The organism is Martinezella tropici, from assembly GCF_003287875.1.
Taxonomy (GTDB): domain Bacteria; phylum Pseudomonadota; class Alphaproteobacteria; order Rhizobiales; family Rhizobiaceae; genus Rhizobium; species Rhizobium tropici_C.
Window position 1 is genome coordinate 51,807 of record NZ_QMKK01000038.1, and the last position, 20,603, is coordinate 72,409.

Annotated in this window: 19 protein-coding genes; 13 read left to right on the forward strand and 6 right to left on the reverse strand. The window is 60.4% G+C overall.

The annotated features are described in order from the left end of the window. Positions 1–182 precede the first annotated feature (182 nt). Together dapA and smpB are read left to right on the forward strand one after the other, a co-directional pair. On the forward strand, positions 183–1,067 hold the full coding sequence (dapA, locus tag DQ393_RS15665; protein WP_112342690.1) for a 4-hydroxy-tetrahydrodipicolinate synthase: 885 nt from the start codon (positions 183–185) through the stop codon (positions 1,065–1,067). A gap of 137 nt (positions 1,068–1,204) precedes the next feature. Further along, positions 1,205–1,684 carry an SsrA-binding protein SmpB gene (smpB, locus tag DQ393_RS15670; protein ID WP_069616140.1) on the forward strand — a complete coding sequence of 160 codons (480 nt, stop codon included), beginning with the start codon at positions 1,205–1,207 and terminating at the stop codon, positions 1,682–1,684. 186 nt (positions 1,685–1,870) lie between these two features. Here the strand turns inward: smpB and DQ393_RS15675 are convergent, their stop codons facing one another. Further along, positions 1,871–2,455, reverse strand: a complete 585-nt coding sequence (locus tag DQ393_RS15675) for an NYN domain-containing protein (protein WP_112342691.1) — start codon at positions 2,453–2,455, stop codon at positions 1,871–1,873. 311 nt (positions 2,456–2,766) lie between these two features. Here DQ393_RS15675 and rpoZ point away from each other — a divergent pair, with 311 nt between their 5' ends. The 11 genes from rpoZ (at position 2,767) to recO (ending at position 11,999) form a co-directional block, all read left to right on the forward strand. Further along, entirely contained in the window at positions 2,767–3,165 is a 399-nt protein-coding gene (rpoZ, locus tag DQ393_RS15680; protein ID WP_069616142.1) for a DNA-directed RNA polymerase subunit omega, read from the forward strand. A 100-nt stretch (positions 3,166–3,265) separates the two neighbouring features. Then, on the forward strand, positions 3,266–5,497 hold the full coding sequence (locus DQ393_RS15685; RefSeq protein WP_112342692.1) for a RelA/SpoT family protein: 2,232 nt from the start codon (positions 3,266–3,268) through the stop codon (positions 5,495–5,497). 189 nt (positions 5,498–5,686) lie between these two features. Then, positions 5,687–5,836: a DUF3563 family protein gene (locus DQ393_RS15690; RefSeq protein ID WP_081615336.1), complete on the forward strand. Its 150-nt coding sequence runs from the start codon at positions 5,687–5,689 to the stop codon at positions 5,834–5,836. Between the two features lie 220 nt (positions 5,837–6,056). Next, positions 6,057–6,644 (forward strand): DUF2062 domain-containing protein, encoded by a 588-nt coding sequence (locus tag DQ393_RS15695; RefSeq protein ID WP_112342693.1) that lies wholly within the window; start codon positions 6,057–6,059, stop codon positions 6,642–6,644. Positions 6,645–6,684: 40 nt separating this feature from the next. Continuing rightward, a complete protein-coding gene (gene acpS / locus DQ393_RS15700) occupies positions 6,685–7,089 on the forward strand; it encodes a holo-ACP synthase (protein WP_112342694.1) in 405 nt (134 codons plus the stop codon). Positions 7,090–7,203: 114 nt separating this feature from the next. Continuing rightward, on the forward strand, positions 7,204–7,950 hold the full coding sequence (gene lepB / locus DQ393_RS15705) for a signal peptidase I (RefSeq protein WP_112342695.1): 747 nt from the start codon (positions 7,204–7,206) through the stop codon (positions 7,948–7,950). Continuing rightward, entirely contained in the window at positions 7,947–8,666 is a 720-nt protein-coding gene (rnc, locus tag DQ393_RS15710; RefSeq protein ID WP_112342696.1) for a ribonuclease III, read from the forward strand. Before lepB ends, rnc begins: the two co-directional genes overlap by 4 nt. A 21-nt stretch (positions 8,667–8,687) precedes the next feature. Continuing rightward, a complete protein-coding gene (gene era, locus DQ393_RS15715) occupies positions 8,688–9,632 on the forward strand; it encodes a GTPase Era (RefSeq protein ID WP_112342697.1) in 945 nt (314 codons plus the stop codon). Between the two features lie 84 nt (positions 9,633–9,716). Next, the gene (locus DQ393_RS15720; RefSeq protein WP_112342698.1) at positions 9,717–10,472 is read left to right on the forward strand and encodes a Crp/Fnr family transcriptional regulator; all 756 of its coding nucleotides are present in this window, start codon (positions 9,717–9,719) and stop codon (positions 10,470–10,472) included. 218 nt (positions 10,473–10,690) lie between these two features. Beyond that, on the forward strand, positions 10,691–11,173 hold the full coding sequence (locus DQ393_RS15725) for a response regulator (protein WP_245430369.1): 483 nt from the start codon (positions 10,691–10,693) through the stop codon (positions 11,171–11,173). A 58-nt stretch (positions 11,174–11,231) separates the two neighbouring features. Next, complete coding sequence (gene recO / locus DQ393_RS15730; RefSeq protein WP_112342700.1) at positions 11,232–11,999, forward strand: DNA repair protein RecO; 768 nt, start codon at positions 11,232–11,234, stop codon at positions 11,997–11,999. A gap of 72 nt (positions 12,000–12,071) precedes the next feature. On the opposite strand, the gene DQ393_RS15735 is transcribed toward recO, so the two are convergent. From DQ393_RS15735 to DQ393_RS15755, 5 genes are all read right to left on the reverse strand, one after another. After that, positions 12,072–12,752: a peroxiredoxin-like family protein gene (locus DQ393_RS15735; protein ID WP_112342701.1), complete on the reverse strand. Its 681-nt coding sequence runs from the start codon at positions 12,750–12,752 to the stop codon at positions 12,072–12,074. 71 nt (positions 12,753–12,823) lie between these two features. Further along, positions 12,824–16,069: an adenylate/guanylate cyclase domain-containing protein gene (locus tag DQ393_RS15740; RefSeq protein ID WP_112342702.1), complete on the reverse strand. Its 3,246-nt coding sequence runs from the start codon at positions 16,067–16,069 to the stop codon at positions 12,824–12,826. Between the two features lie 122 nt (positions 16,070–16,191). After that, complete coding sequence (locus DQ393_RS15745) at positions 16,192–17,040, reverse strand: MOSC domain-containing protein (protein WP_112342703.1); 849 nt, start codon at positions 17,038–17,040, stop codon at positions 16,192–16,194. Between the two features lie 9 nt (positions 17,041–17,049). Next, the gene (locus tag DQ393_RS15750; protein WP_432422005.1) at positions 17,050–17,703 is read right to left on the reverse strand and encodes an HD domain-containing protein; all 654 of its coding nucleotides are present in this window, start codon (positions 17,701–17,703) and stop codon (positions 17,050–17,052) included. A 69-nt stretch (positions 17,704–17,772) separates the two neighbouring features. Further along, entirely contained in the window at positions 17,773–20,529 is a 2,757-nt protein-coding gene (locus tag DQ393_RS15755) for a DUF2339 domain-containing protein (protein ID WP_112342763.1), read from the reverse strand. Positions 20,530–20,603: the final 74 nt, after the last annotated feature.

Here is a 20,603-nt window from a genome sequence, read left to right on the forward strand (position 1 = left end):
TGCCAAACGCTATATTAACGAAACCTTACCGGTGGTCCGAATTTCAATCAATTATGATATCGGAAACTGCCCTCTACCATCCAAAGCGTGCTTGTCGCCGTCAAGCCGGCGCTTTATGGTGCGCGGATTCATAACCATGGATTGCGGCTGAAGCATGAATGCCGCGCCGCTAGGAGACTTGCATGTTCCAGGGATCCATTCCCGCACTCGTTACGCCCTTTACTGACGCCGGCAAGGTGGATGAGGCATCCTTCGCCTCACATGTCGACTGGCAGATAAAAGAGGGTAGCAAGGGTTTGGTGCCCGTCGGCACCACTGGGGAATCGCCGACCTTGTCGCATGACGAGCATAAGCGCGTCGTCGAGCTTTGCATTGAAGTCGCCAACAAGCGCGTTCCGGTCATGGCGGGCGCGGGTTCGAACAATACCCGCGAGGCGATCGAGCTTGCGCAGCACGCCGAAAAGGTCGGCGCCGATGCGGTTCTGGTCGTCACGCCTTACTACAACAAGCCGACGCAGAAGGGGCTTTACGCACATTTCGCCGCTATTGCCGAGGCGGTAAAGCTGCCGATCTATATCTATAACATTCCGGGCCGCTCGGTTGTCGATATGACGCCGGAGACGATGGGGGCGCTTGCGAAGACCTACGCCAATATCGTCGGCGTGAAGGATGCGACGGGCAAGATCGAGCGCGTCTCCGAGCAGCGTATCAGCTGTGGTTGCGATTTCCGCCAGCTTTCCGGCGAGGATGCCACGGCGCTCGGCTTCAACGCCCATGGCGGCGTCGGCTGCATTTCCGTAACCGCCAATGTCGCGCCGCGCCTATGTGCCGAATTCCAGGCGGCGACGCTCGCCGGTGACTATGCCAAGGCTCTGGACTACCAGGATCGCCTGATGCCGCTGCACAAGGCAATCTTCCTGGAACCCGGTCTCTGCGGCGCCAAATACGGGCTCTCCCGCCTTGGCCGCATGAGCCGCAATGTGCGCTCGCCGCTTCTGTCGACGCTGGAGCCGGGAACGGAAGCGGCGATCGATGCAGCCATGCGCCATGCCGGTCTTCTGAACTGAGGCGGCTTACGAACCGTCCTGCCGAAACTCTGCCGGACCGCTCTCTTCACAAGGAGGGCGGTCTCGCTTATTTAGGAGGCAGCAACTTGGCGCGCTTTTGGCCGCTGCCGCAATGACGCAAGAAAAGAAGAAGAACCATGGCACCCAAAGGCAGCCAGCGCGTGGTGAAGAAGATTGTGGCGGAGAACCGCAAGGCACGCTTCAACTACGAGATCATCGACACTTACGAAGCAGGGCTCGTGCTGAAGGGCACGGAGGTCAAGTCGCTGCGCGAAGGCAAGGCCAATATCGCCGAATCCTACGCCTCCGACGAGGACGGCGAGATCTGGCTGATCAATTCCTATCTGCCGGAATATCTGCAGGCCAATCGCTTCAACCATGAACCGCGCCGCCGCCGTAAGCTGCTGCTTTCAAGCCGCGAAATCGGCCGGCTGCGCTCGGCCATCAATCGCGAAGGCATGACGCTCGTGCCGCTGAAGATCTATTTCAACGACAGCGGCCGCGCCAAGCTGGAACTGGCTCTCGCCAAGGGCAAGAAGCTGCATGACAAGCGCGAGTCCGAGAAGGAGCGCGATTGGAACAGGCAGAAGAGCCGCCTGCTCAAGGACAATGGGTGATAGTGAGGGTGAGGAGCGGTCGGGCAAAGCCCGAGCAATCGATCCAGTGAATCGATTGCAGCGACGAACGCCCTGAGCCCTAGCGAAGGGCCGGCTGCCGCGGCAAACACGAAACGCTTCCCCCGCACACAGCTACCCTTCGGCAAACAGCGAACTTGTCTGCTACACCGCTACAGCCAGTCCCAATTATTCTTCGACATCCGAAGCGGCTGGTGTCGGTTCCGCGGGACGTTGCGGGCGCTCCGAAGCTTCGCGGCCGATTTCGGCCTTCAGCGATACGAGATCAATGAAATGATCGGCCTGGCGGCGCAGATCGTCGGCGATCATTGGCGGCTGCGTTGCCATGGTCGAGATGACCGACACCTTGCGGCCACGGCGCTGCAGGGCCTCCACGAGGGTCGTGAAGTCACCGTCGCCGGAGAAGATCACCAGATGATCGACGGTTTCGGATTGCTCCATGGCGTCGATGGCCAACTCGATGTCCATGTTGCCCTTGATCTTGCGGCGTCCCATGGAGTCGGTGAATTCCTTGGCCGGCTTGGTGATGACCTTATAGCCGTTATAATCCAGCCAATCGATCAGCGGGCGGATCGAGGAATATTCCTGATCTTCGATAAGAGCGGTGTAATAATAGGCGCGCAGGAGATATCCGCGTTTCTGAAAGGCCTTCAGGAGCTTGCGGTAGTCAATATCGAAACCGAGGCTCTTGGATGCAGCGTAGAGATTGGCGCCATCTATAAAGAGTGCAATTTTTTCGCGTGGGTCAAACATCGCTTACATATCCACTGTTATAAAAACGCAATGATTTCATTCAAAGTTCAGCTAAAACAATCCGTTGCAACGTGTTGCAGAATAATTCGTAGTACTTTATGAATTATTCATATAACCGACATGTAGGGCACGAAATGTGATATTCCAAGCAATCGCAGGTAGAAATCGCCGTTTGTCTAGGGGTATTTTAGCACTTTCCCGGAGGGTGCGAAGGCGCTGAATCAGGAAAAACTTGAATTTGCCATCGTTTGCTTGTATCGGCGTGCTACTCCGAGACATGATGACGACATCACGACCGCAAAGGACAGGCAATGGCCCGTGTCACAGTAGAAGATTGCATTGATAAAGTAGAGAACCGGTTCGAGCTCGTGCTGCTCGCCAGCCATCGCGCCCGTCTGATTTCGCAGGGCTCCTCGATCACGATCGATCGCGATAACGACAAGAACCCGGTCGTTGCGCTGCGCGAAATCGCCGACGAGACGCTGTCGCCGGACGATCTCAAGGAAGATCTCATCCATTCGCTGCAGAAGCACGTGGAAGTGGATGAGCCGGAGCCCGATCCCGCAAGCCTGCTTGCAGCCGGCGCTTCCGCCTCCAGCGACGAGGAAGAAGATCTGCCGGAGACCGTTACGTTCGATCAGATGTCGGAAGAAGAACTTCTGGCCGGTATCGAAGGCCTGGTTCCGCCGGAAAAAAGCGACGATTACTGATCGTCGACCTTGATGCTCCGGGCAGGAGCGATATGATGGGGAAATGCGTGCGCCGGTCATATGACTGGCGCGCTTTTGTTTTTGCTGGAGTAGCTTTGGAATGATGCGGCAATACGAGCTTGTCGAGCGCGTGCAGAAATACAAGCCCGATGCCAACGAAGCTCTTCTCAATAAAGCCTATGTTTATGCAATGCAGAAGCATGGCCAGCAGAAACGTGCCAGCGGCGACCCCTATATTTCCCATCCTCTCGAAGTTGCTGCGATCCTGACCGATATGCGTCTGGATGAATCGACCATCGCGGTCGCTCTTCTCCACGACACGATCGAAGATACGACGGCGACGCGCGCCGAGATCGACGAGCTGTTCGGCGAGGATATCGGCCGCCTGGTCGAGGGCCTGACGAAGATCAAGAAGCTCGATCTCGTCACCAAGAAGGCGAAGCAGGCGGAAAACCTGCGCAAGCTGCTTCTCGCCATTTCCGACGATGTGCGCGTGCTGCTGGTGAAGCTTGCAGATCGCCTGCACAACATGCGCACGCTCGATCACATGTCGCCGGAAAAGCGCGCCCGCATTTCCGAGGAGACGATGGAGATCTATGCACCGCTCGCCGGCCGCATGGGCATGCAGGACATGCGCGAGGAGCTGGAGGAGCTCTCCTTCCGTCACATCAATCCGGAAGCGCATGACACCGTCACCAAGCGCCTCGAGGAGCTGTCGCGACGCAACGAGGGCCTTGTCAAGAAGATCGAGACCGAGCTGCGCGATCTGCTTGTCGCCAACGGCCTTGCCAACGCCATGGTCAAGGGTCGGCTGAAGAAGCCTTATTCCGTCTTCCGCAAGATGCAGTCGAAGTCGCTCTCCTTCGAGCAGCTTTCCGATATTTACGGCTTCCGCCTTCTCGTCGACGATATTCCGTCCTGCTACCGTGCTCTCGGCATCGTGCACACCCGCTGGCGCGTCGTTCCCGGGCGGTTCAAGGACTATATCTCGACGCCGAAGCAGAATGACTACCGCTCGCTGCACACCACCATCGTCGGCCCTTCCAGCCAGCGCATCGAGCTGCAGGTCCGCACCAAGCGCATGCATGAAATCGCCGAATTCGGCATTGCCGCCCACACGCTCTATAAGGATGGCACGAATAGCAATAGCAATGGCGCGGATGGTGAACTTCTGTCGCGCGAAAGCAATGCCTATTCCTGGCTGCGCCACACGATCGAAGCGCTGGCTGAAGGCGACAGCCCCGAAGAGTTCCTCGAACATACGAAGCTCGAGCTGTTCCAGGATCAGGTCTTCTGCTTCACGCCCAAGGGCAAGCTGATCGCCCTGCCGCGTGGCGCGACGCCGATCGACTTCGCCTATGCGGTTCACACCAACATCGGCGACACCACAGTCGGCGCCAAGATCAACGGCCGCATCATGCCGCTGGTGACGCGGCTGAACAATGGCGATGAAGTCGAGATTATCCGATCCGGCGTGCAGGTGCCGCCGGCCGCCTGGGAAGAGATCGTCGTGACAGGCAAAGCGCGTGCCGCCATCCGCCGCGCGACCCGTCTTGCCATCCGCAAGCAATATGCCGGCCTTGGCCACCGTATTCTGGAGCGCACCTTCGAGCGCGCCGGCAAGGTCTTCTCGCGCGACGCCCTGAAGCCGGCCCTGCACCGCCTCGGCCAGAAGGATGTCGAGGATGCGATCGCTGCCGTCGGGCGAGGGGAGATGTCGTCGCTGGATGTCTTGCGCGCCGTCTTCCCCGATCATCAGGATGAGCGCGTGACCGTGAAGCCTGCCGGCGACGAAGGCTGGTTCAACGTCCGCAGCGCCGCGGGCATGATCTTCAAGATCCCCGGCAAGACCAAGGCCGATCTGGCCGACGGCACAGATGCCGACGCGCCGCCGATCCGCGGCCTGGCAGCCAATGTCGAGGTGCATTTCGCCCCGACCGGCGCCGTTCCTGGCGACCGTATCGTCGGCATCATGGAAAAGGGCAAGGGCATCACCATATATCCGATCCAGTCGCCGGTGCTGCAGCGGTTCGATGACGAGCCGGAGCGCTGGATCGACGTGCGCTGGGATCTGGACGAGGCCAACAAGTCCCGCTTTGCGGCGCGTATCATGATCAACGCGCTGAACGAACCTGGCACCTTGGCCAAGGTGGCGCAGACCGTCGCCGATGTCGATGTCAATATTCGTGTGCTCAACACCGTTCGCGTTGCCGCCGATTTCACCGAAATGGCGCTCGACGTGGAAGTCTGGGATCTGCGTCAGCTCAACCAGCTTCTGGTGCAGCTCAAGGAGCTCGATTGTATCGCGACGGTGAAGCGTCTTTACGAGTAAGCCGCGCGATATCACTCGATCCGAGGCAGGCTGCATATTTTGTGATCATTTTATGACCAAAATCGAGCGCCTTTCCGGATAGATATGCAATAAGCGCATGGCTGCGTCTATTTTAGAGCGGTGGTAATTTACCTTGGTCGCGCTTATCTTCTGATCATCGAAGAAACGAAACAGAGATGAGAGAAGACAATGTTTAGTCCGATCAAGAAAATCGCCCGTGCCCTGCGTGTTCCGAGTGTCGAAGAGCGCGAAATGGCTTATCTGAATGGTTCGCACGACCGTTTTGACCTTGAATATCGTCAGCGTCAGGTCGATCGTGGTCTGTTCCGTCAGCGTTAACAGCCGTTAATACTTGAAAGACCAGGAAGGGCGCGTCGTTGTTGCGCCCTTGGAGCATCCCGATCTTGCGGGATTGCTTCTCGCAAACGAGAGAACGTCCATTTTCTGCATCCTGAGCAGGCAACGTTCCCAAAAAGGGCCGCACTTTCGGTTCTTAATCGGTGCGTGATACGCAAGGCCGGTCTTGTCACGACGGCCCCCATTGCACTAGATAAGCCGCATGCTATTTCGTCGCCGAAAACCACTGACATTCAAGGAAAAACTGCGGGAGCACCTATGGCCCCGCAAGGGTTTCGTCCGTTCGTTCCAATATTTCGGCAAGCGTCTTGTTCGCCTTGCCGCCTCGCCGCATTCCGTTGCGGCCGGTTTTGCTGCCGGTATCGTGGTGTCGTGGACGCCCTTCATCGGCGTGCACTTCGTCATGGCGATCATCATCGCCTATCTGGTCGGCGGCAATGTCATCGCGTCGGCGCTCGGATGTCTGGCGGCCGGCAATCCAATCACCTATCCCTTCATCTGGGCTCTCACCTGGGAAATCGGCCATCTGATTCTGGCGCGCGACAGCGGCGGCCAGGGTAGCAGCATCGATTTGCCGGCGCTGTGGCACAAGGGCGATCTCTCGCAAATCTGGGATCCGGTTTTGAAGCCGATGCTCATAGGCGGCATTCCGCCGGCGATCGTGACCGGCGTGATCGTCTATGCGCTCACCTATTATGGCGTGAAGACCTTCAAGACACGCCGCAAGGAACGCCTGATGGAGCGCGCTCGCGAACGGCTGGCGCTTGCCGAAAACGCATCGAGCGTCTGACGGCGCCTGACATCGCCCCGGCCGCCAGGAGGGCCTTCCCATGATTATCGGCATAGGCAGTGATCTTATCGACATCCGCCGTGTGGAGAAGACGATCGAGCGTTTCGGCACGCGGTTTACCGAGCGCTGTTTTACCGATATCGAGCGCGCCAAGTCCGAAGGCCGCAAGAACAAGGCGGCCTCCTACGCCAAGCGCTTTGCAGCCAAGGAAGCCTGTTCCAAGGCTTTGGGCACCGGCCTGGCGCAAGGCGTCTTCTGGCGCGACATGGGTGTCGTCAATCTGCGGAGCGGCAAGCCGACGATGCAATTGACCGGTGGGGCGGCAGAGAGACTGGCGTCCATGCTGCCGCCAAATCATCGCGCCGCCATTCATTTGACGATCACCGATGATTTTCCTCTTGCTCAGGCTTTTGTGATCATCGAGGCATTGCCGGTGGATGGCTGAATCACAGCCATATGTCGCTTTTGGCATCCGCGCCATTGCCGCAATGATGTGAAGCGAGTAGACAGTGCCTGAAAGCAAGTGCGCCGGTGGGGTGCGAAAAAGGAATAAGACTGCGTGTCCGAAAAAGCCGTAAAACAGCAGAACGCCCTGTGGGAAAACATCAAGGTCATCGTACAGGCGCTCGTCCTGGCCATGATCATCCGCACGGTTCTCTTTCAGCCGTTCACCATCCCGTCCGGTTCGATGATGCCGACGCTTCTTGTCGGAGACTATATCTTCGTCAACAAATTCGCCTACGGCTATTCGAAATATTCGCTGCCGTTCTCGCCGGATCTCTTCAGCGGCCGTATTCTGGGCAGCGAGCCGAAGCGTGGCGACGTCGTCGTGTTCCGTTTCCCGCCGAATCCGGACGTTGATTACATCAAGCGCGTGATCGGCCTGCCGGGCGACCGCATTCAGGTCAAGAACGATATCCTCTACATCAACGGCCAGGCCGTTCCGCGCGAGCCGCACGGCACGTTTTCGTCGGACTACAGCCAGGAGCCGGGCGACAACATCCCCGTCTATAGCGAGCGTCTGCCGGATAGCGGCAAGGTCTATGACACGCTGGATCTTTCGCCGAATTCGCGCGGCGACAACACCCAGGAATATGTCGTGCCGGCCGGCCATTACTTCATGATGGGCGACAACCGCGACAATTCCGACGACAGCCGTTTCGACGTCGGCTATGTGCCGGCCGAAAACCTCATCGGCCGCGCCAGCGTCATCTTCTTCTCGCTGGGCCATGACACCTCGTTCCGCGAAGTCTGGAAATGGCCGACCAACATGCGTTGGGATCGCCTCTTCAAGGTTGTCGAATGACGAAGGCGCAGGCGCTCTCCCAGGCGGATCGTACGAAGCTTGAGGTTGCGATAGGTCATGAATTCGCCGAAAAGGAGCGTCTCGACCGTGCGCTGACACATGCCAGCGCACGCGCGCACAAGACGGGCAATTACGAACGGCTGGAATTTCTCGGCGACCGGGTCCTCGGCCTTTGCATCGCCGAGTTGCTGTTCAAGACCTTCGGTGCGGCGACGGAAGGCGAGCTTTCGGTTCGCCTCAACCAGCTGGTCAGTGCCGAAACCTGCGCCGAAGTTGCCGACGAGATGGAGCTGCATCTTTACATTCGTACGGGCGCCGACGTGAAGAAGCTGACGGGCAAACGCATGCTTAACGTGCGCGCCGATGTCGTCGAGAGCCTGATTGCCGCGCTCTATCTGGATGGCGGCCTCGAAGTCGCCCGCAAATTCATCCTGCGTTTTTGGGAGCGCCGCGCCATCAGGCCGGAAGGGGCAAGGCGTGACGCCAAGACGGAATTGCAGGAATGGGCGCATGCGAAATTTGGCGTCACCCCGGTCTACAGGGTTGATGATCGCAGCGGACCGGATCATGATCCGCGCTTCACCGTGACGGTGCAGGTGGCGGGAACGGCACCCGAGACAGGAATAGAACGCTCCAAGCGTGCGGCCGAGCAGATGGCGGCGACGCGAATCCTGGAGCGCGAAGGCGTATGGCAGCCTCAGTTGACTGAGAAGTGACTGCCGGGGAATAATGAAAAAATGAGCAATCAGCAGGACACGCCCGCCGAAGACGGTGCGGTTGAACATATCGCCCCGACGCATTCGGGCTTCGTAGCCCTTATCGGCCCCACCAATGCCGGCAAATCGACGCTGGTCAACCGGCTCGTAGGCGCGAAGGTCTCGATCGTCAGCCACAAGGTGCAGACGACGCGCGCGATCGTGCGCGGCATCGCCATTCACAACAATGCGCAGATCGTCTTCATGGATACGCCGGGCATCTTCAAGCCGCGCCGCCGTCTTGACCGCGCGATGGTGACGTCGGCCTGGGGCGGCGCCAAGGATGCCGATCTCATCATGCTGCTGATCGACAGCGAGCGTGGTTTGCGCGGCGATGCCGAAGCCATTCTGGAAGGGCTGAAGGACGTTTCGCAGCCGAAGATCCTGGTCTTGAACAAGATCGACCGTGTCCGTCGCGAGGATCTGCTGGCGCTTGCCGCCGCCGCCAATGAGAAGATTGCCTTCGATCAGACCTTCATGATTTCGGCCGAAAATGGCTCCGGCTGTGACGATGTCATGGACTATCTGGCGAAAACCCTGCCGGAAGGCCCCTGGTATTATCCGGAGGACCAGATTTCCGATCTGCCGATGCGGCAGCTGGCCGCCGAAATCACCCGCGAAAAACTGTTCCTGCGCTTGCACCAGGAGCTTCCCTATTCCTCGCATGTCGAGACGGAGAAGTGGGAAGAGCGCAAGGATGGTTCGGTGCGCATCGAACAGGTGATCTATGTCGAGCGCGAAAGCCAGAAAAAGATCGCCCTCGGCAAGGGCGGCGAGACGATCAAGGCGATTTCGACTGCGTCGCGCAAGGAGCTCTCCGAAATCCTGGAGCAGCCGGTGCATCTTTTCCTCTTCATCAAGGTTCGCGAGAACTGGGGAGATGATCCGGAGCGTTTCCGCGAGATGGGGCTGGACTTCCCGCATTGATGGAACTTTGCTTTCATGAATGCTTTATAATGCAGCGGTTTATCGGGCGTGTCGTCCACGCCGCCGCCATTCAGGGAGCGTTTCATGGCGAAAGCGGCGGCGGCGATGCATGGACAGCGAACACCGTGCCAGCTCTGTCCATTGAGGTCTCTGCCGCATTTTCGTGAATTCGACCGTGATGAGCTGAATTTCGTTAGCAGCTTCAAGAACGGCGAGCTTCTTGTCGATGCCGGCGCCACGATCTTCCTCGAAGGTGCGCACAGCGCCCACCTTTTCACAATCCTTTCGGGATGGGGGTTTCGCTACAAAACCCTGGAGGACGGCCGACGCCAGATCCTCAACTATGTAATGCCCGGCGACCTCATCGGGCTGCAGGGGTCGATTATGGGGGAGATGCAGCACTCGACCGAGGCGCTCTCACCGGTATCGCTCTGCGTTTTCGAGCGCACCGAATTGATGACCCTTTACAATTCGCACGCCTCTCTTGCCTTCGATCTGACCTGGATTGCAGCAAGAGAGGAGCGGATTCTGGATGAACATCTCCTAAGCATCGGGCGCAGGTCCGCCGTCGAACGGGCCGCCTATCTGATCGCATACCTGCATCAGCGCGCCGGAGCGCTCCGCCTCTTCGATGGCAACAAAGTCATCCCGATCACGCAGCAGCATGTGGCGGATACGCTCGGCCTTTCCGTTGTTCACACCAATAAGACATTGAAAAAGCTGGCTGCGCGCGGATTGCTTGCTTGGCAGGAGCGAGGCTGCGAGGTGCTGGATGGAGAGGGGCTTGCAGCACTTGCCGGCTGGGATGGACTTGATTCGGGCAAACGCCCCTTCATCTGAGCTATTCTGAGTGCAAAGCAGCATGTCTTTTTTAAATGCTGACTGCAACTGTATCAGCATAGATTAATCTCACCGTCACTTTTCCACCAGTTTCACCTTTTACTAACCCCGGCGGCAAAAGCGATTGGAGCACGTCAACGAGCCCATAGTACCGCGGTGCAAAAAGTGCGAAGCGGTTTGGAGGCAAGGTCATGTTACAAGAGACTAAGCCAATACGAATGGCAAAAACCATTCATTCAATACGGGCCGATGATTGGCACCGGAGGGATCGATGTGGGACTTTTTATGGGGAGCGCCGACTGGCGCGCGCATGCAAGGATGGCGCTGATATGACGTTTCAGCGCGTCCTTATTCTGGAAGACAATCTCATTATCGCTATGGAGGCGGAAGAAATTCTTCGCCTCGTGGGTATTCAACATATTGAGATTGCTTCGAATCTGGAACAGGCAGTGAATGCCGTTCATTCCGAACATTATGATTTTGCGATGCTGGACGTGAACCTCGGGGAATCGAGGAGCTTCGGCTTTGCCCGATTGCTGATGGATCGCGGCATCTCCTTTGGTTTTGTCAGTGGTTATTCCGACACGCTCGATTTTCCGGCCGACCTGCGGCATGTGCCGCTTTTGAACAAGCCCTTCGATGAACAAGCCATGCGCCTCTTTGTCCAGACATTGGCGGCCGGCGATTCCCATGCCATGTGACAGCGGCGCGCATTTGCCTTAAATTCGAATCGCAAAAATCTTTCTGGGCAGCCGGCCGATGCAGTGGCAGGACCACGCGATCATCCTGGGCGTCAAGCGCCTTGGCGAGACCAGCGTCATCGCCGAGGTGATGACGCGTGCCCGCGGCCGCCATATGGGGCTGGTGCGATCAGGCCGCTCGCGCGCCATGCAGCCGGTGCTGCAGGCCGGCAATCTCGTCGAGGTAACCTGGCGGGCAAGGCTGCATGAGCATCTTGGTGAATTTCGCATGGAACCGGTCACATTGCGGGCCGCGCGGCTGATGGAGACCGCGACCGCCGTCTATGGCGTGCAGGCAATGGCCGCCTTGCTGCGGCTGCTCCCGGAGCGGGATCCGCATCCGCATCTCTACGACGCGCTCGATGTGATCCTCGAAAATCTGCAGAATCCAGCCGATGCCGGTGAGCTTTTCGTGCGCTTCGAGCTTGCCGTGTTGAACGATCTGGGCTTCGGCCTCGACCTGACCGAATGCGCGGCAACCGGCGTGCGCGAGGATTTGGCTTTCGTTTCGCCGAAGAGCGGGCGTGCCGTCTGCCGTGCGGCCGGCATGCCTTGGGCGGACAAGATGCTGGCGCTGCCGCCGTTTCTATCGACGGGAGCTGTGGTTGCCGCCGATACGGAGAGCCTTGCGGCGGCCTTCCGCCTGACCGGCTTCTTCCTGCATCGCCATGTTTACGAACCGCGCGGCATAGAGATCGCCGCGGCGCGCGAGGGCTTTATTCAGGCCGCGATGAAGGCGCTGCATGCGGTGTCGCCGGAGCGGCCGGCCGTTGCGGCAAAAAGATAGAACACGCCGGACAAAGTGCACGGCAAAGGGGTTCACGCTCGAGGCGTGGTCGGAGCTGAAAGACCGGTCGCTTCAAACAGCCATATTCGACGCCGCCGACATCACTTCCCGCGGTGCGGGAATGCCGAACATATGACGGCCGGCCTCTTCGGCCTCGGTGAAACACCAGCGGATGACGCCATCCCGATCAAGCAGGAATTCACCGACGAGCTGGCCTTCGCCGGTGGCAATCATCTGCTTGTCGTCCGGCGTGAATTCATATCCGTCCGCCTTGTCGAGGAATTCTGTCGCTGCCATCGGATCCATCGGCTCGGGAAGTTCGCCCGGCATGTCGATGCGCATCGACCGCACGGTGCTGATGCCGACCTTGCGCGGCCAGTCGGTCTCGTCTTCGGTGAACTGGACATTCGGCAGGCCAAAGGCCTTGTGCGATACCCGCTCCGGATCGGAAGCGGCCAGCAGATTGGGAAGCGGATGAAACCGGAAATAGAGCCTGGCGCGTTCGATCGGCGTGTTGACGACGGTCAGGCTATCGATGCCTTTCTCCTGCAGAGCGCCTGAGAGTTCGGACATAGCGGCGATTTGCCGGCGGCAGAAGGGACAATGCAGCCCGCGGAACAATCCGACGAGCACGGGCTTTTGGCCCCGAAAATCGTCGATCGCGATCTTGCCCTGGCGGGTAATCGCATCCAGCACGACATTCGGCGCGCGATCTCCCGGCTGCAACGGTCTTTCGGTGTGGTTCTCCTGCATGTTTCGTTCCTCCCTTTATGTGCTTGAATAAAGTCTCCTGACAATTGCCGACGACCGTCAAAGCGAGGCGGTCAGTCGAGAAACGGCAATACGACGAGTGTTCCTGGATCGAGGTTGTGACGCATGCACACATCCTGTGCCAGCGTGAAAAATCGCTCTGCTTCGGCCAGGTCGTCATGTTCCAGGCTCAGTGTCGCCAAGCCATCATAGCATGGAAAGAGCAATTGAGGTTCATCGATCTCCTTCGCGACCTCAAGGGCTTCCTCGTAATACTTGCGAGCCAGCTTCGGCTGCCCGTGGCATTGATGGATCTGCCCAAGGACGATCAGGGGCACGGAAAGGTGGTCGCGCTGATCGAGCGCCCGGTCGATTTCCACCGCCTTCTCCGCTGCCGGCACGCCCTCGGCGGCGCAACGATCGGTGAAGGTGCAGCAGGAAACGGCAAGGTTGGCGAGAAGGCGCGCCTGAAAGCCGAGATCGCCGATGCGGGTCGCGACCTCCAGCCCCCGCCGGCAAATCTTGATGGCGTGAGCCGGATCCACGATGGTGTAGAGCACGCCGAGATTGGAATAGGCGCGACAGGCAGCACTTTGCAGATCGGCCTTTTCGGCGACGGTGAGGCTGCGTTCCACTTCCTGCACGGCATCGCGGCGGCGGCCCAGTCGCGCAAGTGCCACGCCCTTGGTGTTCAGCGCCTCCGCCATGGCGCGGGCCGCCTCCCGTCCTGCCTCGGTCGTTCCGTCGATGGGCAGCATCTCCAGCCGTTGCAGGGCCTGCGTCGCCCATTCGGCGGCTGCAGCCTGGTCGCCCATGCGGAAGGCCAGATGGCCGCGCTCCTGCAAGAGATGCGCGTGCTCGACCGGTGCGTCGATCATCGCTATCATCGCTTCGGCCTCGGCGCAGTGCGCTTCCGCCTGATCGCGGCGCCCCGCTTCGAGATGCAGCCGGCCGATCTTGCGCAATATCCTCGCCGCGGCCATCCGATCGTCTCCGGTGCGATAGATCGCCAGCGCTCGTTGATAATGATCCAACGCGGCATCGCGGCGACCGGCAGGGCCGTAGAGATCGGCAAGACGCTCCAGGAGCGCCGATTGTTCCGGCGCTAATTTCGGCTCTTTTGCAAAGGTGGCAAGCGCTTGGCGATAAAGGCGCATCGCGTCGTCATTGGCGTAGGTCTTGCGCGCCAGATCGCCTGCGGCCATCAGATAGACGGCACCTTTTGCCTTCTCTATCGTCAGGCTGAAATGATGGCCGAGCTGCGCCAGATGCTCCGGCCGGTCCGGCGTCGAGCCATATTGGCGCTCCAGAACCCGGCCGATCCGGTGATGCAGCTCCATGCGCCGCTGCAGCAGGAGATTATGGTAGATGACGTCATGCAACAGCGACTGGCTGAAACGATAGGTGGGTGACGCACCGGCATCCGGCCCGCGCAATTCCTCGATGACATCGGCATCGCATAGAAAATCCAACGCAGCATCGATGGCTGCCGGATCGGTTGCGATGGTGCGGAGCAGGGCGGTGTCGAATTTCGGCCCGACTACCGCCGCCTCCTGCGCCAACCGTCTGATCTCCTGCGGCAGGCGATCGACACGGGCAAGCAACAGAGCCTGCAGATTGACCGGAATATCGACATCCGTGTCTTCGGCCGCAATTTGCCAGCGCTGACCGTCATTGTGCAGCCTGCCCATGTCGATCAATCCCCGAAGGATCTCCTCGATGAAGAGAGGGTTGCCGCCGGCTCGATCGAGGATGCGCTGACACATCGCAACCGGCAGCTTGCCATGGCTCTCGCCAAAAAAGGCGGCGAGCAGCTTCCGCCCGTCGGCGGCGGCGAGTGGTCCGAGACGCTGGACGGTGACGCTGACCCGATTGGAATCCAGCGGGTCGATCTGCGATGTCGGCCGGTAGATCGCCAGCAGCATGAGCCGGCTGCGTTCCAGCCGATCCATCATGAAGCGAAGCACTTCCAGCGAAGCGGCATCGGCCCAATGCAGATCCTCGATGACAAGCAGCAAAGGCCCTTGCGCGAGCCGCCGCTCGAACACGGTGCGGACCGCATAGAAGATCTGCCGGCGCAACTGTTCCGGCTCGATATGGCGCAACGCCCCGCTGGGGTCACCCAGGCCGAGAACATGCAGGAAAAGCGGCAGAAGCCCGTCGATATCCTCCTGCGTGAGATCGAGCGCGCGGAAACCCGTCGCCAGCATTTGTCGCATCCTGTCGAGATTGTCGCGCTCGCCGATGCCGTAGGCGCTGCGCACGACTGCGGCAAGCGTCCCATAGGACTGTTCGCCGAGAGGCGAGCAGGTCGCCTTGCGGATGGCGAGGCCCGGAAAGCGGGCCGTGTCGCCTGCAATGCCGATGAACTCGTTGACCAGCCGCGACTTGCCGATACCCGCTTCGCCGATGAGCCGGACAAGCTGCGCCGCACCCCCGCGGGCAAGGTCGAGGCAGGTCAAAAGCCGCGACAGTTCCGTATCGCGTCCGATCATCGGTGCCTGAAGGCCGAAGCTTTCGAGCCCGCGCGCCGCATGCGGTGCCTCCAGCGGTCCCTTCAGCCGATGGACAAGCACATTGCCGCTTTTGCCACGCAAGGCTTGGGCACCGAGGCTGTCGAAGGCGAAGGCATGGCGGGTGAGGCGATAGGTCAGCGGTCCGACGAGGATGTCGTTTTCGCCGGCCATGGATTGCAGCCGCTGGGCGGTATTCACCGTATCGCCTGTCACGGAATAGGATTTGGTGCTGACGGCACCGAAGCCGCCGGTGACGACGGGACCGCTGTTGATGCCGATATGCAGCCGCAGCGGGACGCCGGCACGCGGTTGCCAGCGCTCGCCGACCTGCGCCGCCCGCTCGATCATGTCGAGTGCTGCATTCAGTGCCCGCACCGGATCGTCTTCATGGGCAACCGGCGCACCGAACAGCGCCAGCAGCGCATCGCCGACGAATTTGTCGACGAAGCCGCCATAGGCCTCGACTGCCTGGGTCATTTCCTCGAACAATTCGTTCTGCAGCATCCGCATGACTTCGGGATCGATCTGCTCGCTCAATGTCGTGAAGCCGCAGAGATCCGCAAAAAGCACGGTTACCGGCCGCCGGTCGGCATCATCCTCGGATTTTGCAGGCGCAGTCTTGATGGCCGGCTTGGCTGCGGGCTGGGCCTTGTCGGAAATCGCCGCGCCGCATTGGGGACAGAAGGCAAAGTCGGATTGGCAGGGATAGCCGCACGCGGCACAGGAGATAGGCTGCCTTGCCCCGCATCGCGGACAGAAAGCAAAGCCGCTCTGAATATCGAAACCGCAGCCGGCGCACTCCATCGGACGCACCTCGCGCAAGCCCGCACGCCACGACTATCTTAGCCGCAACCGACGGGTTCAAAACGAGCGATAAGCATGCGCCTGCTGCCTTGGGTCCGCAAGCTAAACAATTGGCGGAACGACTATCGCCGCTTGAGAGCCCACCCCTCCGGCCGCTCCTCGAGCACGGTCACCATATCGCCGATCTTCACCGAGCCTTCGCCGCGCGGCACGGCGTTCCAACCGAAGAGCGGTCCCGGCACGCGCCGGTCGGCCGACATGCGAATACGGCCCATGGCCGGCATGGGGTTGGGCACATCGCGCGAGCCGGTCTGCTGGTCCTGTGTCGTCATGATGCATCGGGAGCAGGGTTTGACGAGATCGAGGCGGATACCGCCGATCTCGATGGCTGCCCAGCGATCCTCCGGCCATTCCTCGTCGATATCGATGACGATATTCGGGCGGAAGCGCTCCATGCCGACGGCGCCTTCACCATGGCTGGCGAGATTGGCGTTGAGCGCCTTCAGCGAGCCGGTGGTGGTGACCAGGATCTGGTATCCGTCGGTAAAGGTCACAGGCGTATCCTCGCCGGCCCATTCCGGGTTGGCGATGCGCTTCGCGAGCCTGTCGAAGAAGACCATCCTGACCTCGCGATCCAGCCAGGCCGACAGGGCCTTATTGGTTTCCTCGTCGGCAACGGAGGCGCTGACATTGGATTTCCAGACGACGATGTCCATGCGGTTGTCCGGGTGGGGCGGCGGCACGATGATGTCAGCCTTGCCCTCCATCTTCAGGCGCAGGTGGGAGGGCGCCGGCTGGATATCGATCCGGGCCAGCGCCTGCAATTCGCGTTGGGTGATGAAGTGGCCCGAAGGGTCGACCAGCATGGCGCGGCGATCGCCGGCGAGACCGAAAGCATCGACGGCGGCCGACGGAATGGCGATGCCGCGGGCACTTTTGAGGGGATAGATGAAAAGATCGCTGACATGCATGGATGGCCCTCAGATTTCGTCGATGAACATTGCCAGCACGGTCTTCAGCCGGTCATGCCTTGCTCCGGCAAACCTGGCCCCGGTCTCCGTCTGGAATCCGTCCGCCAGTTTGAACAGCTTTGTTTCGAAATGGTCAATGGCGAAGCGCTTGTCGTCAAGCGGCCGTTCGCTTGCCAGCGGATCGAACGGGTCGTAGAGGCCGGAGCCGAGACGCCCGGCGATGTAGAAACAGCGGGCAGCGCCGACCATGCCGATTGCATCCAGCCGATCGGCATCCTGCAGGATCTTCGCTTCGAGCGTTTCCGCTGGCAGGTTGGCGGAAAAACTATGCGTGGTGATTGCATGCGCCACAGCGGCAATATCCTCGTCGGCCCATCCAAGCTGCCGCAGAATGCCCGAAGCCTTCTCGGCGGCAAGCCGCGAGGCCTGCGCCCGATGCGGCGAGTTCTTCTCCACGGCAACGCAATCATGCAGCAGCACGGCGGCGGCGAGTATCCGCGCATTGCCGCCTTCCTCGGCCTGGATAGCCATGGCGTTCCTAAAGACACGCAGGATATGGGCGATATCGTGCGAACCGTCGTCACCATTGGCGGCGTGCGGAATGAGATCCGCAGCCAGTGCCTCGAACGGGGCAAAAGCCCGCGCCATCTTATCGGTATCCATGTTCGCGGTCGCTCCGGATTGATCTGTCGGCAGGTTCCCCGTCCTACCGGGTTGAAGGATTCGCCGCAATCACTCCGCCGCTTTCTTGCGCGTGAGGATCTTCTGATAGAACAGGCCGATGCCGATCAGAACAGCGCCAAGGCCGATGAAGGACAGCGCCCGCAGGAAACCTTCGAGGCTTGCCATGTCGATCAGGAAGGCCTTGACGACCGCGATGAAGACCAACGCCGCCGAGGCGATGCGCAGGCTCCGCGCCTCGAAGCGGGTTCCAAGCCCAAGAAGCGCAATGCCGATCAGCAACCAGACGACGGAATAGGAATAGAGCTCGCCCTGGATGAAGCCGTTCCAGAACGGGATGTATTCGCCCTGCCAGAAGCGGCGCACCGATAACGTCGCCCAAGCGAAAGCCATGACGGCTGCAGCCAGAGCCAACATGATGACATAGGGCAGGGGACGTCGGTTGCGGGCAAAGAGCGCCAGCCCGCCATAGGCGACACCGGGCAGAAGATAGGCAAGCAGCAGCAGGTTGAAGAGCGGGATACGGCCCGTGCTCTCGCCGGTCATGAAAGGGTTCAGTCCCAGCAGATGCAAGGTCAGGATCATGGCGACCGAAATGACGCCGAGCGCCATGCCGCCATAACGGAAGACCGGGCTTGCCGCGCTCAGATCGAGCGCCATCAGCGTCGCCGAGGCACCGATCGCCAGCAGCGTGTAGATTGATTGCTCGCCGAGCGTCGGAACCGCATCGTTCAGGACGCCGCCGTTCATGGCATGGCGTACAAGGATGGCAATGGTCAGCAGTGCGAGGAAGCAGGCAAGAGCTTGCAGGGCATTGCGCAGCCGCAGGCTCGGCGAGTGGCGAACAATGAAGGCCGCAAAAACGGCAAGGGCCGCGGGAATGCCGTAGCCGGCAAGCAGCATGTTGAAGACCGGCGTCGTGCCGAGTTCCGAGGGGTCGACGATCGTCGGCTGCCAGGCGATGCGCCCCATGGCGATGACCAGCGCGGCAACCATCGTCCACGGAAGAACGGGCCAGTTGCGCAGGCGCCCCGCCAGCAGATAGATGATGCCGAGAACCGGCAGCAGGATCGTGGCCGTGGCATGATGCGCAAGCGTATGCAGGGCGAAGACGGCCGCGGCAAAGGATCCGGCGGCAAGGATATTCGCCGGCAGGTTCAGTCCTTCACCGTTGCGGCGACCTTGCCATTCGGCAAGCGCGATGAGCGCGACAGCCAGCCCGATGCCATAAAGGCCATGCAGCCAGTCGAGCGTCCAGTTGCCGAAATTGACGAAGCTAATCGTGGCGATCGCCAGCGGCGTGGCGGCCATGACAAGGCTCCAGAGAGCGGCATAGGGCTTCTCCTGTCCGGCGAAACGCCTGAGGAAAAAGGCACCGATCAGCACGAAGAGGGCGCCGAGGCCGAGCACTTCATAGAGCACCATGCTCTGCAGGTTGACGGTGCCATCCGTGCCGCCGGCTTCGATGCCGGCGATCCATCGGGTCAGAACACCGAATACACCGACGATACCGGTGAGCGCGGACAGGATCGTTGCCCAGGCCGCGTAGAGACGGCCGGCGCCGAAGGCTGCAACCGTCGCGACGATTGCCGCGAACATGAATGTGGCATCGACAATGGGATATCCCTGTTGAAGGCTGAAGGTGATGAGGCAGAGCGACACCGTGAGTGCACCGACCGCTGCCGTCAGCGTCATGCCGAGCGGCGCTCTGCCGAGAAACGCTGTCCATTGACCGGCCGCAGTCAGCGGCAGGGAGATGCCGTCGGCAGCCGGTGCTGCGGCATCGTGCTTTATCGGTTCCAAGACCGGATAGCGCCCGGGCCAGAGGAAAAGGGTGCCGCCGATCATTGCCAGCATGGAGAGCGTAACCGGCGTCAGGTCGACCACAGGGCTGAAGCCGATATAGAACAAGGGCCAGAGGCTCAGCAGCCCATTGGCGAGCGATGGTGTAATCAGCCAGCGGCGCAGGCGCGACGCCAATAGGGTCGCAACCCAGGTCAGCACGAGGTAGCCGAAGAGAATCCAGGGTCTTGGCGCAGTGGAAGCAATCAGCGCGGGGGTTGCCATCGACGCCAGAAGACCGAGGCCGGCGAGCGCTTGCCCGTGCAACAGCGACAGTCCGAGCGTGGCGAGCGAGATCAAAGCGAGCAAGGTGAAGGCTGTCGCCGGTCCGATGAAGCCATAGATGCCATGCGCCGCATAGGTGCAGCCGAACAGGGCGACGACGCCGGCTGCCGTCAGCACGCCGGGAATCATTGCATTCTGGAAGGTGTTGTTCAGCACCGGCGCGACGCGGCGGCGGATCACTTCGCCCGCGGCAATCAGGAAAAGGCCGAAGAGCGCCGCGAGGGTGAGCCGGACGCCGGGGCTGAGAAGGCCGCTTTCGATCGAATATTTGACCATGAAGATGCCGCCGAACGCCAGCGCGATACCGCCGACCCAAACGGCCCAGCGCGCGCCGATCGTGCTCTCAAGGCTTTCCTTTGCCTGAACGGGTGCCTGGCTCTCAACGGGCGAGGGACTTTCCTCGAATGTGTCGTCGACGCCGCGCGCGTCGGCGGGCTCTCCGGTCTCGGCGGCTGATCCATTGTCGATTACCGCTTGCCGCTCGTCGTCGACTGGCTGTGCCACAGGATGAACCGTCAAGTGCGGCACTGGAATCGATTCGCTCCCATCCTCCGTCAGCATCTTGCCGGCAAGGGCGTTTTGCAGCTCCTGAACGCGCGCTTCCAGCTGCTTTATCCGGAGGTTGTGGCCTCGCAGCACCAGAATGCCGACGATCAGGATGACGAGCGGTAGCAATTCCATCATATCCTCTCCACGGGCGATCGGTCGCACAATATACGAAACGGCTCGCGCGGTAAGGATAGATACTCAGATTC

Coding starts and splice junctions, on each gene's coding strand:
- dapA (WP_112342690.1), top strand. CDS start 183: ATGTTCCAGGGATCCATTCCCGCACTCGTTACGCCCTTTACTGACGCC.
- smpB (WP_069616140.1), top strand. CDS start 1,205: ATGGCACCCAAAGGCAGCCAGCGCGTGGTGAAGAAGATTGTGGCGGAG.
- DQ393_RS15675 (WP_112342691.1), bottom strand. CDS start 2,455: ATGTTTGACCCACGCGAAAAAATTGCACTCTTTATAGATGGCGCCAAT.
- rpoZ (WP_069616142.1), top strand. CDS start 2,767: ATGGCCCGTGTCACAGTAGAAGATTGCATTGATAAAGTAGAGAACCGG.
- DQ393_RS15685 (WP_112342692.1), top strand. CDS start 3,266: ATGATGCGGCAATACGAGCTTGTCGAGCGCGTGCAGAAATACAAGCCC.
- DQ393_RS15690 (WP_081615336.1), top strand. CDS start 5,687: ATGTTTAGTCCGATCAAGAAAATCGCCCGTGCCCTGCGTGTTCCGAGT.
- DQ393_RS15695 (WP_112342693.1), top strand. CDS start 6,057: ATGCTATTTCGTCGCCGAAAACCACTGACATTCAAGGAAAAACTGCGG.
- acpS (WP_112342694.1), top strand. CDS start 6,685: ATGATTATCGGCATAGGCAGTGATCTTATCGACATCCGCCGTGTGGAG.
- rnc (WP_112342696.1), top strand. CDS start 7,947: ATGACGAAGGCGCAGGCGCTCTCCCAGGCGGATCGTACGAAGCTTGAG.
- era (WP_112342697.1), top strand. CDS start 8,688: ATGAGCAATCAGCAGGACACGCCCGCCGAAGACGGTGCGGTTGAACAT.
- DQ393_RS15720 (WP_112342698.1), top strand. CDS start 9,717: ATGGCGAAAGCGGCGGCGGCGATGCATGGACAGCGAACACCGTGCCAG.
- DQ393_RS15725 (WP_245430369.1), top strand. CDS start 10,691: ATGGCAAAAACCATTCATTCAATACGGGCCGATGATTGGCACCGGAGG.
- recO (WP_112342700.1), top strand. CDS start 11,232: ATGCAGTGGCAGGACCACGCGATCATCCTGGGCGTCAAGCGCCTTGGC.
- DQ393_RS15735 (WP_112342701.1), bottom strand. CDS start 12,752: ATGCAGGAGAACCACACCGAAAGACCGTTGCAGCCGGGAGATCGCGCG.
- DQ393_RS15740 (WP_112342702.1), bottom strand. CDS start 16,069: ATGGAGTGCGCCGGCTGCGGTTTCGATATTCAGAGCGGCTTTGCTTTC.
- DQ393_RS15745 (WP_112342703.1), bottom strand. CDS start 17,040: ATGCATGTCAGCGATCTTTTCATCTATCCCCTCAAAAGTGCCCGCGGC.
- DQ393_RS15750 (WP_432422005.1), bottom strand. CDS start 17,703: ATGGATACCGATAAGATGGCGCGGGCTTTTGCCCCGTTCGAGGCACTG.
- DQ393_RS15755 (WP_112342763.1), bottom strand. CDS start 20,529: ATGGAATTGCTACCGCTCGTCATCCTGATCGTCGGCATTCTGGTGCTG.